This is a genomic window from Azospirillum sp., from assembly GCF_035628975.1.
Taxonomy (GTDB): domain Bacteria; phylum Pseudomonadota; class Alphaproteobacteria; order Azospirillales; family Azospirillaceae; genus Azospirillum.
In genome coordinates this window covers 1-11698 of sequence record NZ_DASPIS010000061.1, presented here as the reverse complement: position 1 = coordinate 11698, position 11698 = coordinate 1, and the positions used below count along the sequence as shown (strand labels likewise).

The 11698-nt window shown below is 65.9% G+C and carries 13 protein-coding genes and 1 tRNA gene; 5 read left to right on the top strand and 9 right to left on the bottom strand.

The window, feature by feature from the left end; genetic code table 11:
- Positions 1 to 268 precede the first annotated feature (268 nt).
- The 6 genes from VD964_RS14235 to VD964_RS14210 all read right to left on the bottom strand — a co-directional run bounded on the left by VD964_RS14235 (position 269) and on the right by VD964_RS14210 (position 4885).
- Positions 269 to 982, bottom strand: a complete 714-nt coding sequence (locus VD964_RS14235; RefSeq protein WP_324869229.1) for a hypothetical protein — start codon at positions 980 to 982, stop codon at positions 269 to 271.
- A gap of 61 nt (positions 983 to 1043) precedes the next feature.
- Positions 1044 to 2033, bottom strand: coding sequence for a site-specific integrase (locus tag VD964_RS14230; protein WP_324869228.1), 990 nt, complete (start codon positions 2031 to 2033; stop codon positions 1044 to 1046).
- A gap of 103 nt (positions 2034 to 2136) precedes the next feature.
- A tRNA-Gly gene (locus VD964_RS14225) sits at positions 2137 to 2210 on the bottom strand.
- Positions 2211 to 2257: 47 nt separating this feature from the next.
- A complete protein-coding gene (locus tag VD964_RS14220; protein ID WP_324869227.1) occupies positions 2258 to 3160 on the bottom strand; it encodes a lysophospholipid acyltransferase family protein in 903 nt (300 codons plus the stop codon).
- Between the two features lie 7 nt (positions 3161 to 3167).
- Positions 3168 to 4070 (bottom strand): GNAT family N-acetyltransferase, encoded by a 903-nt coding sequence (locus VD964_RS14215; protein WP_324869226.1) that lies wholly within the window; start codon positions 4068 to 4070, stop codon positions 3168 to 3170.
- A gap of 401 nt (positions 4071 to 4471) precedes the next feature.
- On the bottom strand, positions 4472 to 4885 hold the full coding sequence (locus tag VD964_RS14210; RefSeq protein WP_014249126.1) for a MucR family transcriptional regulator: 414 nt from the start codon (positions 4883 to 4885) through the stop codon (positions 4472 to 4474).
- 89 nt (positions 4886 to 4974) lie between these two features.
- On the opposite strand from VD964_RS14210, the gene VD964_RS14205 reads away from it, so the two are divergent.
- A complete protein-coding gene (locus VD964_RS14205; RefSeq protein WP_324869225.1) occupies positions 4975 to 5229 on the top strand; it encodes a sulfurtransferase TusA family protein in 255 nt (84 codons plus the stop codon).
- 3 nt (positions 5230 to 5232) lie between these two features.
- Here the strand turns inward: VD964_RS14205 and VD964_RS14200 are convergent, their stop codons facing one another.
- Both VD964_RS14200 and tsaB read right to left on the bottom strand, forming a co-directional pair.
- Positions 5233 to 5703 carry a GNAT family N-acetyltransferase gene (locus VD964_RS14200; RefSeq protein ID WP_324869224.1) on the bottom strand — a complete coding sequence of 157 codons (471 nt, stop codon included), beginning with the start codon at positions 5701 to 5703 and terminating at the stop codon, positions 5233 to 5235.
- Positions 5700 to 6476, bottom strand: a complete 777-nt coding sequence (gene tsaB / locus VD964_RS14195) for a tRNA (adenosine(37)-N6)-threonylcarbamoyltransferase complex dimerization subunit type 1 TsaB (protein ID WP_324869223.1) — start codon at positions 6474 to 6476, stop codon at positions 5700 to 5702. Before tsaB ends, VD964_RS14200 begins: the two co-directional genes overlap by 4 nt.
- Positions 6477 to 6694: 218 nt before the next feature.
- Here tsaB and ddpX point away from each other — a divergent pair, with 218 nt between their 5' ends.
- The 3 genes from ddpX to VD964_RS14180 all read left to right on the top strand — a co-directional run bounded on the left by ddpX (position 6695) and on the right by VD964_RS14180 (position 9173).
- Complete coding sequence (gene ddpX, locus VD964_RS14190; protein WP_324869222.1) at positions 6695 to 7243, top strand: D-alanyl-D-alanine dipeptidase; 549 nt, start codon at positions 6695 to 6697, stop codon at positions 7241 to 7243.
- Positions 7244 to 7438: 195 nt separating this feature from the next.
- Positions 7439 to 8491 carry a polysaccharide deacetylase family protein gene (locus VD964_RS14185; RefSeq protein ID WP_324869221.1) on the top strand — a complete coding sequence of 351 codons (1053 nt, stop codon included), beginning with the start codon at positions 7439 to 7441 and terminating at the stop codon, positions 8489 to 8491.
- Positions 8492 to 8627: 136 nt separating this feature from the next.
- Positions 8628 to 9173, top strand: coding sequence for a hypothetical protein (locus tag VD964_RS14180; protein ID WP_324869220.1), 546 nt, complete (start codon positions 8628 to 8630; stop codon positions 9171 to 9173).
- 54 nt (positions 9174 to 9227) lie between these two features.
- Here the strand turns inward: VD964_RS14180 and VD964_RS14175 are convergent, their stop codons facing one another.
- Positions 9228 to 9431, bottom strand: a complete 204-nt coding sequence (locus VD964_RS14175) for a hypothetical protein (protein WP_324869219.1) — start codon at positions 9429 to 9431, stop codon at positions 9228 to 9230.
- Between the two features lie 622 nt (positions 9432 to 10053).
- Between VD964_RS14175 and dnaK the strand changes: the two genes are divergently transcribed.
- On the top strand, positions 10054 to 11698 hold a 1645-nt coding region (gene dnaK / locus VD964_RS14170), incomplete at its 3' end, for a molecular chaperone DnaK (RefSeq protein WP_324869218.1).

Below are 11698 nucleotides of genomic sequence, written 5' to 3'. Positions count from 1 at the left end.
ACCGTGACCGACGGCATCATGCAGCCACGTGACGGAAGCAATTGATCCAGAAGGGGTTCCGGGACCACGGGGTGGCACAGTGGAGAACAGGAATCATTCCCAAGCTTACGACGAGGGTTCGATTCCCTTCACCCGCTCCAACGCTACCGCCCTGAAACGCCTGAAGGTTTTCGGGCAGGCGGCTCCCACACAGAACTTCTCGGACGCTCTCACCGTGGTACGCCGGCACAGGCCGGCGTACCACGTGGATGCGGTTTCGGTAACCAACTTACCATAGGTCGAAAACGCCGGGGGCATGCCGCTGGAGAACGCCCCTGACGCCCTCCACGACCACGTCACGAACGCCACGCGAGAGATGAGGGACAACGATGGTCAGGACTTCCATTCCCTGCCCATCAACATGTGCCTGGTGACACTCAACACCTGGAATTGGCCGTCCCCATCCCACGCTCACATCCTCGTCCTGCAAATGTTCAAATTTTGCAAATAGCCGGCTGGAATACTTGTTCGGTTTCAGAGCCGCTTTCAACCACTTGAACCCTGTCCGACCGCCGACAAGGATCACCTGCGGTCGAACATAACCGATGATCTCGGTGATGAAAGGTGCAGCCATGGCCGCGGCTTCCAGTGGGTCGAGTGGGTGGCGGTTGGCATCGACCAACGAGGCAGCGTTCGGGCTGCGGTGCCAAATCACATTGCTGCCCTGTACACGGCGAACCTTCGCAACGTCGCCGCACAACCGGAGAAGGAACTGTCCAGTGTTCCGCGATGTGTCTCCATCACCGTCTATAAACTCGCTGTGACCAGAGAGGAGTTCCTCGTCCGACAGGATTTTGGCGTCTGGTGATCGACCAAACTCGCCAGCCGGATTCTGCCCGAGCCATAAGATCGGATGCTCTTGAGGGAGCGAGTAGAAGATCGAGTAATGTCCCCGGTGCTCCAGGCCGCTCTCCGCTCGCCACCGACGGTCGATGGAGTCCATGAATTCCTTGGGATTCAGTCTTCCTCCCATCCGACACTGTCCCCACTGGTTCTCGAATATTTCAGTCCAGCTTCTTCGCGATTTCCGCCGCAGTCATGTGCGTATACCTCAGCAGCATCCGCATGTCCTTATGGCCGCTGATCAGGGCAACCTCGGGAACACCGAGGCCCTTCTCGAAGAAACGGCTGATCGCTTCGTGACGGAGATCATGGAAGTGAAGGTCATCAACGCCAGCATCACCGACCGTGGCATCCCAGGCTCGCTGCACCGCCCGCACATGGTAAGGAAAGGGTGACTTTAACTTCAACCCCTGACGGCCTTCCAGAATCTGAATGGCTTTGCGACTCAGCGGTATGACTCGGGGCGTTCCGTTCTTGCTGTCCTTGATGAGCAAGGTACGCGAAGTCCACTGGATGTCAGCCCACAGAAGGTTGAGAATCTCGCTCTGACGCATCGCGGTTTCAAGTGCGAAGCACATCAGGCCAACGATGTCGCCGGCCATGATCGACTGCCCTGCCACCGTTAGCCGATTGAACTCGTCCGACGTGAGACGCCGCACGCGACCTGATGGCTGCTTGGGTTTCCGGACTTTCGACACGGGGTTCTCGGGAAGACCGAGATCCCACTCGTTCATTGCGACTCGGAACACCTGTCCCAGAAGGACGAGGTCATGGATAACCGCCTGAGAGCCAACCGACTTGAGCCGCTTGTCCCTGAAGGTTGCGATCATTCCGGGCGTCACTGCATCAGCCGCGGTATCCGAAATCGCGTCCCTCAGCAGCTTGTTGATTCGGCAGGTTTCATGCCGCCGGCTTTTCTTCCGGGGGGTAACCTGATCGCGGTAGCGTTCCAGTAGTTGCCGGAGCGTAACCGGACAGGACGGCCTTGACGAATCCATCGTCGAGGTGCCGTTGGCATGAACTTCAGCCTCCGTAGCCCTCGCCCAAGCTACGGCCTCCGATTTGGTTGGAAAAGTCCGCGACACAGCCGGTGAGCCGCTGAGTCGGATCTGCACCTGCCACTTGGCCCCACGCTTCCTGATCGTCGGCATGCTCGCCCGTCACTGTGACAAACAGTGTGACGGAGAGCGTCCGAGAAGTTCTGTGTGGGAGCCGCCTGCCCGAAAACCTTCAGGCGTTTCAGGGCGGTAGCGTTGGAGCGGGTGAAGGGAATCGAACCCTCGTCGTAAGCTTGGGAAGCTTCTGCTCTACCATTGAGCTACACCCGCGCGCCCGCTGTTTATAGGCGAGCGGCGCAGCGGATACAAGAGCGGAATCAAGCACTCCCGTGCGCAGGATCGCTGATCGCCGGAGCGGAGGCTGGAGTGGGAGAGGCCGCTGGCTGGGGAGCGGCATCCTTGGCCCGGACCGGCGCGTCGGGACGGCCGGAGATGGCGCGGGCGACGCCGTCGGCGACCACGCGTTGGCAATGGTCCGCCAGAGCCTTGCGGCTGGAAAAGCCGTCGATGGTTACCGGCGGGTGGAACTCCACCTCGATCGTCATGCCGCCGAGGCGGAAGGCCTGCCACAGGTGCGGCACCAGATCCATGTCGCCGTACCAGGCATAGAAGGGGCGGAAGGCGATGCCCATCGGAATGCCGTCCAGCCGGGTAGCGGCGACGCTGACAGGCTGGACAGTCAGCGGACGGCCGTCGATGCGGCGGGCGGCGACGGCGAACAGCGCGGTCTTGAAGGGAAGGGTGCGGTTGCCGTCGCTGGAGGTGCCTTCCGGGAACAGGATCAGGCTGTCGCCGGCATCCAGGCGGCTGCCGATGTCGTCGCGCTGCTTGTCGACCGAGGTGCGCGCCTTGCGCTCCACGAAGACCGTGCGCTGAAGGCGGGCGAGCAGGCCGAAGAAGGGCCAGGTGCCGACCTCCGTCTTGGCGACGAAGGAACCGGGGATCAGCGACCCCAGCACCGAGATGTCCAGGTAGGAGGAATGGTTGGACACGAACAGCACCGGCCCGCCGGCCACCTGTTCGCCGCGCACCACCACGTCCAGTCCCATCAGCCGGGTGCAGACGCGGTGATAGAAGCGCGGCAGGGTGCGGCACAGCCGCCATCCCCGCGCCACGGCCAACGCCTGGAGCGGAATCAGCAGCAGGGTCCACAGCAGGTACAGGCTCAGGCGCAGGGCCCCGCGGCCGGACGATCCCAGGGCGCGCGCGGTACGGGTCATGATCGCCTCAGCTGCCCTGGCTGTCGCGGCTGCGACGTTCGTAATGCTTGAAATACTTGTCGGTGATCAGGTCGGTCTTCACCACGATGCAGACATCGGTGGTGTTGAACTGATGGTCGATGACCGCACCGTCGCCGATGAACCCGCCCAGGCGCAGATAGCCCTTGATCAGCGGCGGCAGGATGTTCAGCGCCCGTCGGGGATCGATGCGGTCCTTCGGCATGCGGTCCAGCGAAACATGGCGTTCCGGCAGGGCCGTCGCCCGCAGCTCCGGCGGGGCGAGGTGATGGTGGTACAGGTAGGACAGCGGCTCCGCCAGCGCATCGGGGTCGGTGCCGGGCAGGCTGGCGCAGCCGAACATCAAGGCGATGTCATGCTGGAAGACATAGGCGGCGATGCCCTGCCACAGCAGCTGCATGCTGCCGCGGCTCCGGTAGCCGGCGTCGACGCAGGACCGCCCCAGTTCCAGCACCTCGCCGGGATAGCTGGCGAGCCGGCCGATGTCGTACTCGTCGCTGGAATAGAAGCGCCCGACCTTCTCGGCGGCGGGCCGGCGGATCAGCCGATAGGTGCCGACCACCATGTCCGGACCGTTGCCGCGCGCATGGTCGATGACCAGCAGATGGTCGGCCACACCGTCGTAATCGTCGAAATCGCGGCCCTGGGCCTGCATGGCGGGGGAGGGGATCGCCGCCATCTCCTCGTAGAAGACACGGTAGCGCAGGGCCTGCGCCCAATCGATCTCCTCCGCCGACCGGGCCAGCCGCACCTCCAGCGTGCCCAGGCGGATGCCGTCCATGAGCCTGCCGGAAACCGCCGCATCGGAACCGGCGGCGTCCTGTGCGGAGGCTTCGCCCAGCTCCGGGCTGGTCCGGGTCATGTCCGGCTGGTCCAAGCTTGCATCAGCCATGTCGACGGTCCGCTGCGATGGTTCGGGACGATGCGCCGCGCCGGCTGTCTCCGCAGGGGCCCAGGCGGCCACGTCGGGACGAACAGCGTCGCACGCAGCGCAAGGGATAACACGATCAGGCGGTTCCCGGTCAACCGACATCGTATGGCGCCGCCGGCCGGCCGTAACCGGCATCCGCGGTCCTGCAGGCAAGGGCGTCGGGCCTATGGTTTGGGGGCGATCGCCTGGCCACCACGGTTTTCAGGTGAGGTTTTCAGGTCACCGCAAGTGGGACGACCGCGAAAGGGTGGGAGCGGCGGCCCAGGACGCAAGGCGCACCGGAAGAGTATGGACCGGAGGAGGGTGGGCCAGAGCGGGGGCGTCGTGATCGGCGTCCGCCCGCCCTGCGGAAACTCCGATCCTCAGGCGCCGCGGCGGGCGCGGGTGCCGAGGCCGATCTGCTTGGCCAGCGAGCTGCGCTGGCGCGCGTAGTTCGGCGCAACCATCGGGTAGTCGGCCGGCAGGCCCCAGCGGTCGCGGTATTCTTCTGGGGTCATATTGTACGCCGTCTTCAGATGGCGCTTCAGCATCTTCAGCTTTTTGCCGTCTTCCAGGCACACAATATAGTCCGGCGTGACCGACTTCTTGATCGGCACTGCGGGCTGCGGCCGCTCCTCCGCCACCACCGGTTCGGTGCCGACGTTGGCCAGCGACTTGTAGACCTGTTCGATCAGGGTCGGAAGATCGGTCAGTGCGACTGTATTGTTGGAGACATGCGCCGCCACGATCTCCGTGGTCAGAGACAACAGCGCGTTGGAAGGGGACCCGTTGCTCATGTAAGCTTGCTCCGCGGCATTCGTACCTCACCATATAAAGAGGTTTTCTGCGGCGTGCAATATCCATCCTTTGAAACAAAGAGGAATCGGTGACCGAAAAAAGCTCCACAGACTTGTTTCTCGACATCACCTCGCAGGTTTGTCCGTTAACCTTCGTCAAGACCAAGTTGATGGTGGAGCGGATGGACGCGGGGCAGACTCTCGAAGTCCGGCTGAATGCGGGCGAACCCTTGGAAAACGTTCCACGATCCTTGTTGGAGTTGGGTCACAGCATTCTGTCTGTCCACCCCGAACGATTGGATGAACCGGAGGGAGTCCACCGCCTGATCGTGCAGAAAAATTAACCCCTATGCCCCGTCGAGATTGCGGCGCAGGACAAGCGCCGCGACCCGGCCGTCAGGTCGTTTGTAGTATCCGGGACGGCGTCCGACGGAAAAGAAGCCGCAAGCCTTGTATAGAGTCCATGCCGCCTGGTTGTCTTCGGCGACCTCGAGAAACAGCGCAGTCGCTCCCAGATCACGGGACCCGGCGACCGCCGCCTCGACCAGCAGGCGGCCGACGCCGCCCCGCCGGGCCTGCGGCAGCACGCCGATGGCCAGGATCTCCGCATCCTCCGCCGCGACCCGGGCCATGACGAAACCGACCGGCTGGTCCTGCACGTCCAGCGCGATGACGGCGAAACCGGCAGGCGGAGCGGTCAGGGTGGCGACCGACGCCTCATCCCAGGGATCCTCGGGGAAGCAGGCCTGCTGCAGGGCGGCGACCACCCCGGACTCCAGCGGGCCGGCAGGATGAAGGCGGACGGCGGGCGCGGTCACGACCTGTTTCCAGACCCGGTCCCAGGGCCATCCCCAAGGCCGGCCTTGGCACCGGCCGCCTTCTGCACGGTGGCCGCCTTCGGCAGGGTGACGTCGGGCGGACGAAGATAGAAGGGTTCGGCCGGCAGGCCGGTCGGACGGGCGGCCCCCAGCGCCGCCACCACCGCGGCATCCGGCAACCCGTCGCCCGCCGCCACCGCCAACCCGGACCGACCGGCCAGCAGCGGGACCAGCGCCGCCGCCGCGTCGCCGGCCAGCAGCAACGGTCCGGACGGGCACAGCGCGTCGAGCCAGCCGGGGATCGCCGCCGGGTCCGGCATCGCCGGCTCCCCCACCGGCGCCAGCGCGGCATCATAGAGCTGCAGGAAAGGCTCCGCCCGCCGGCTGTCGACGGCGACCAGCAGGGGTCGCCCGGCGCGCTCGGCCTCCGGCACACCATGGGCGATGGCGTCGAAGCTGGTGATGCCCACCACCGGAAGATCCCGTGCGACGGCGATCCCGCGGGCGGCGGCCAGCGCGATGCGCAGCCCGGTGAAGGCCCCCGGCCCGACGGTGACGGCGATGCGGTCGAGGTCGTCGAACGCGGCGCCGGCCTCCGCCAGCACCTCCTGCGCCAGCGGCACCAGCACCTCGGCCTGCCCGCGCGCCATCGGGGCGCTGCGCCGCACGGTCACGCGTGGCGCACCGGTCGAGGCACCCGCCAAGCCGACCGTCCCCTCCCACAGCGCGGCCGAACAGCCGGACGTCGCCGTATCCAGACCCAGAACCTTCATCGCCCCACCTTCCTTAACCGGCCGTATCGGGTTTGCCGCCACGCCGGTCCGTCTTCATACGAGCCTGCCTTCACCATGGATTGCCGGCCGAGCACAATCCCGCACGAGCCTGCATGGCCCGCCGGCCCGGGCATGGCAGACCCGCGACCATGGCAGGCGGCGCCGGCGCCATGCTAGAGGTCGTGCCTCTTCCCAATACGCCGACGATTGCCCTTTCCATGCTGACCGAAATCGCGCCCCCGGCCTTCGACATCGACCTGGAGCTTCTCTACGCCACCGCCGACAACCTGTCGGGCGCGCCGATCTACCGGTCGGCGGTGTGCCTGCTGCACCCCGACGCGGCCCGCCGGCTGACCGACGCCATCCGGCTGGCGCGCGGCATCGGCTGCCGGTTGCGGGTGTACGATGCCTTCCGCCCGGCAGAGGCGCAATGGCGGCTTTGGCACGCCTTTTCCGATCCGACCTACATCGCCGACCCCCGGCTGGGCTCCAACCACACCCGCGGCGTGGCGATCGACCTGACGCTTGCCGATGCCGCCGGCGTGCCGCTGGACATGGGCACCGGGTTCGACGCGATGACGGAGCGGTCGCACCATGGCCGCAGCGACCTGAGCGCGGAGCAGCAGCGCAACCGTGCCATGCTGCTGGGCGTGATGGTCGCCGCGGGCTGGGAGCACTACCCCTCCGAATGGTGGCATTACCAGCTGCCGGATGCGGAGCGCTATCCCTTGCTGACCGACGCCGCCGCCGGCGGGCGGCTGATGTAGGCTGCGGGCGGCATCCCGGCGCCCCGGTATCATGGCGTGTGCTGCGCATCACGCGTTCCATTGTTGCACGCGCGCACCGCATCGCTGCCCTCAGCGGGAAAGTGGCGGTCGACGCTTGTTCGCATGGCGGAGACTATGGCACACCCTTTGCGTCGGGGCGGAGGTCGTCCCGGCCAGCCTATTCCGCAGGGCGCCATGCCGTTCCGTCGTGCCGTCAAGGTTCTCGCTGCCGCCGCGCTGTCCGTCTGGACCGCGCTCGTGCCGGCGTCGCGGCCGGCCATGGCCGACTCCGCTTCCCCGCATGGCGCCAGCGCGGTCGTCTTCGCCTATGACCGCTTCGGCGAGGACCAGAACCCCTCGATCAGCATCCGCATCGACCAGTTCGAAGCCCATCTGGACGAGCTGACGGACGGCGACTACCGCGTCCTGCCGCTGCCGAAGATCCTGGATGCCCTGCGCACCGGGAAGCCGCTGCCCGACCGCACGGTCGCCATCACCATCGACGAAGCCAGCCGCTCCGCCTTCACCGAGGCTTGGCCGCGGTTGAAGGCGGCCAATCTGCCCTTCACGCTGTTCGTCGCGACCGACGCGGTCGACCGCGGCTCTCCCACCCACATGACCTGGGGCGAAATCCGGCAGCTGGCGGCGGCCGGCGTCACCATCGGCGCGCTCGGCACCTCGACACAGTCGATGCTGGCGCGCAGCCCGGACCAGTTGGCCGCCGACCTGCGCCGGATGTCTGACCGCTTCCAGGCGGAGCTGGGACGGCGCCCGACGATCTTCTCCTACCCGCAAGGGGAATATTCGCTGGCGGTGCGGCAACTGGTGATGGACCAGGGCTTCGCCGCCGCCTTCGGCCAGCAGTCGGGCGTGCTGCACGCCCAGGCCGATCCCTGGGGCCTGCCGCGCTTCGTCATGAACGAGACCTATGGCAGCGCCGACCGGTTCGAGTTGGCGGCCAACGCCCTGCCGCTGCCGGTGTCGGACCTGACGCCCGACGACCCGCTGGTCACCGTCAACCCGCCCCCGCTGGGCTTCACCATCGCCGACGGGGTGGGGGACAGTTCAAAGCTGGCCTGCTTCGCCACCGGCCAGGGCCGCACCGCGCTGGAACGCATAGCGGAAGACCGGGTGGAGGTCCGCATCAAGGATCCATTCCCACCGGGCCGCGCCCGCGTCAACTGCACCCTGCCGACCGCCGACGGCCGCTGGCGCTGGCTGGGCGTGCAGTTCCTGATCCCGGACTGACGGCCTGAAGCGTTCCCCCGGGGATTTCATCAAAGCCCGAGGGCTCCGATAGGGCATTGGCGGCACGGCCTGTGGCGCCTATGGTGCCGGCCCTGGCGCGCCGTTGCGGCGTGCGCGGCAAACCCGGGAGGGAGCGATGGCGCAAGGCCACCAGATGCAGAACGGACAAGAGACGAATGGACCGGGATCCGACATCGGCTGGGCCGATACGGTGCGGTTCCGCCTTCCGCCGGGCTGGGCGGTCGATGTGGAGGAGCATGAGGGCCAGCCCGTCGGCAGCTTCCGTCCGCCGCCCCCGGCCGCCGGCGTGCTGCGGCTGGTGACCGACCGGGTGACGCCGCGGCCGGAATCCGGCGGCGTGGCCGGCACCCTGCAGGAGATGGCCCTGCGCTTCGTCAGGCCGCAGGATCCACGGGCCGGTGACCGGACGGTGGAAAGCCGTGCCGACGGCGCGGTGATCGCCCAGGCAATGATGCGGACGGAAGAAGACGGCCGGGCCGAGACCCATTACCTGTGGCTGGTCGGCGCCGAACGCGCGCAAGCGGCAGGGACCGTTGGGGGAGCGGTGGCCGCGGTCGCGATGTTCAGCTTCGCGCTGCCCGCCCTGATGGATGGCGACGACTCCTGCGCCGAAATGCTGGGCCGGATCGACGACGCCATCCGCAATGCGGAAATACTGTAGATCCTGACGGCTGCCGTGCCCGAAACGCCGATATGCCGAACGACGGCATGCCGGTCAGCAGTGGCCGGCGCCGGTGGCCATCAGCGCCTTCAGGCGGACTGACTTCGGATCGTGGGCAACCGCCGCCTCTTCCGCGGCCATGGCGGCGAGACTGATGAAGCGCGCGAGGTCGTCCAGATCGCAACGCGTCGCGTCGCTCATCAGGCTGTCCAGGCAGGACTTGATGGCCAGGGCCACATCGCGTCGTTCGTCCATCATCGCGCTTCCCTTTCACACCTGTGTGACCAGCTTTGCATGGAACCGCATGCAGTGGTGGCAGCGGCGCAAACGTCGCCGGCCCGACCCTTTGCGGTCATACCCTATAGCGCAAAGGAGATAGCATATTCCTTTTGTGGTTTCACTAATAGATTTGCCTTTCCATGAATAAACACAGCAACCGCGAATTGATTGGAAGCAGCTTTGCACGCCGTTGCTTGTTAATGAAAGGTTAACTTCAGAAGATGGTTCATAGTCGAACCATTATTCACTTGTAACACTTGTGACGAGTTGAATCGGACGGGGTGAATATCGGGATATTCATCTTCGCGGATTTGAATGCATCCGTATTCTACTGCCGCGGGACGCGTATCGGCAACGCCTGCGGGAGGGACGGGACTGCAGCGTTTTTTCCCCGCTTTTGCAGGCCGAAAGGCGCGCCACCCTGTTGCAGCCCGAAACGGCTCCGCCTATATCTCCGCCAGCACGGGCCGGACCCCATGGATCGGAACTCCATGGGCCGGACCCTCAAGCGCTCCACCGACGTTTCACCGACCCAATGGGGATCGCGGCGGTGCCGGACCAGACGGGCCGCCACGCATCTGCCGAACGAAAGAGGCTGAACATGAGCAAAGTGATTGGTATCGACCTCGGCACCACGAACTCGTGCGTCGCCGTGATGGAAGGCGGCAGCGCCAAGGTTATCGAGAACGCCGAGGGCGCGCGGACCACGCCGTCCATGGTCGCCTTCAGCCAGGGCGGTGAGCGGCTGATCGGCCAGCCCGCCAAGCGCCAGGCGGTCACCAATCCGGAAAACACCCTCTTCGCGATCAAGCGTCTGATCGGCCGCCGTTTCGACGATCCGCTGACGAAGAAGGACCAGGGCCTGGTTCCCTACCGCATCATCTCCGGCGACAACGGCGACGCCTGGGTCGAGGCGCACGGCAAGAAGTACAGCCCCAGCCAGATCAGCGCCTTCATCCTCACCAAGATGAAGGAAACCGCCGAGAACTATCTGGGCGAGAAGGTCACCCAGGCGGTCATCACCGTCCCGGCCTACTTCAACGACAGCCAGCGCCAGGCCACCAAGGACGCCGGCAAGATCGCCGGCCTGGACGTGCTGCGCATCATCAACGAGCCGACGGCCGCCGCGCTCGCCTACGGCATGGAGAAGAAGGGCACCGGCACCGTCGCGGTCTATGACCTGGGCGGCGGCACCTTCGACATCTCCGTGCTGGAGATCGGCGACGGCGTGTTCGAGGTGAAGTCGACCAACGGCGACACCTTCCTGGGCGGCGAGGACTTCGACAGCCGGGTCATCGAGTATCTGGCCGACGAGTTCAACAAGGAGCAGGGCATCGACCTGCGCAAGGACAAGCTCGCCCTGCAGCGCCTGAAGGAAGCTGCGGAAAAGGCGAAGATCGAGCTGTCGTCCACCACGCAGACCGAAGTCAACCTGCCCTTCATCACCGCCGACCAGACCGGTCCGAAGCACCTGAACATCAAGCTGACCCGCGCCAAGCTGGAAGCCCTGGTGGACGACCTGGTGCAGCGCACGATCGAGCCCTGCAAGGCGGCCCTGAAGGACGCCGGCCTGAAGGCCAGCGAAATCGACGAGGTGATCCTGGTCGGCGGCATGACCCGCATGCCCAAGGTCATCGACGCGGTGAAGCAGTTCTTCGGCCGTGAGCCGCACCGCGGCGTGAACCCGGACGAGGTGGTCGCCATCGGCGCCGCCATTCAGGCCGGCGTGCTGCAGGGCGAGGTGAAGGACGTCCTCCTGCTCGACGTCACGCCGCTGTCGCTCGGCATCGAGACGCTTGGCGGCGTCTTCACCCGGATGATCGACCGCAACACGACCATTCCGACCAAGAAGAGCCAGACCTTCTCCACCGCCGAGGACAATCAGAATGCGGTGACGATCCGGGTCTTCCAGGGCGAGCGCGAGATGGCGGCCGACAACAAGCTGCTCGGCCAGTTCGACCTGGTCGGCATCCCGCCCGCACCGCGCGGCGTGCCGCAGATCGAGGTGACGTTCGACATCGACGCCAACGGCATCGTCAACGTCTCGGCGCGCGACAAGGGCACCGGCAAGGAGCAGCAGATCCGCATCCAGGCCTCGGGCGGCCTTTCCGACGCCGACATCGACAAGATGGTCAAGGACGCCGAGCAGTTCGCCGAGGAGGACAAAAAGCGGCGCGCTTCGGCCGAGGCGAAGAACAATGCCGAGAGCCTGATCCACACGACCGAGCGCCAGCTCGACGAGCATG

Coding starts and splice junctions, on each gene's coding strand:
- VD964_RS14235 (WP_324869229.1), bottom strand. CDS start 982: ATGGACTCCATCGACCGTCGGTGGCGAGCGGAGAGCGGCCTGGAGCAC.
- VD964_RS14230 (WP_324869228.1), bottom strand. CDS start 2,033: ATGCCGACGATCAGGAAGCGTGGGGCCAAGTGGCAGGTGCAGATCCGA.
- VD964_RS14220 (WP_324869227.1), bottom strand. CDS start 3,160: ATGACCCGTACCGCGCGCGCCCTGGGATCGTCCGGCCGCGGGGCCCTG.
- VD964_RS14215 (WP_324869226.1), bottom strand. CDS start 4,070: ATGGCTGATGCAAGCTTGGACCAGCCGGACATGACCCGGACCAGCCCG.
- VD964_RS14210 (WP_014249126.1), bottom strand. CDS start 4,885: ATGAGCAACGGGTCCCCTTCCAACGCGCTGTTGTCTCTGACCACGGAG.
- tsaB (WP_324869223.1), bottom strand. CDS start 6,476: ATGAAGGTTCTGGGTCTGGATACGGCGACGTCCGGCTGTTCGGCCGCG.
- ddpX (WP_324869222.1), top strand. CDS start 6,695: ATGCTGACCGAAATCGCGCCCCCGGCCTTCGACATCGACCTGGAGCTT.
- VD964_RS14185 (WP_324869221.1), top strand. CDS start 7,439: ATGCCGTTCCGTCGTGCCGTCAAGGTTCTCGCTGCCGCCGCGCTGTCC.
- VD964_RS14180 (WP_324869220.1), top strand. CDS start 8,628: ATGGCGCAAGGCCACCAGATGCAGAACGGACAAGAGACGAATGGACCG.
- VD964_RS14175 (WP_324869219.1), bottom strand. CDS start 9,431: ATGATGGACGAACGACGCGATGTGGCCCTGGCCATCAAGTCCTGCCTG.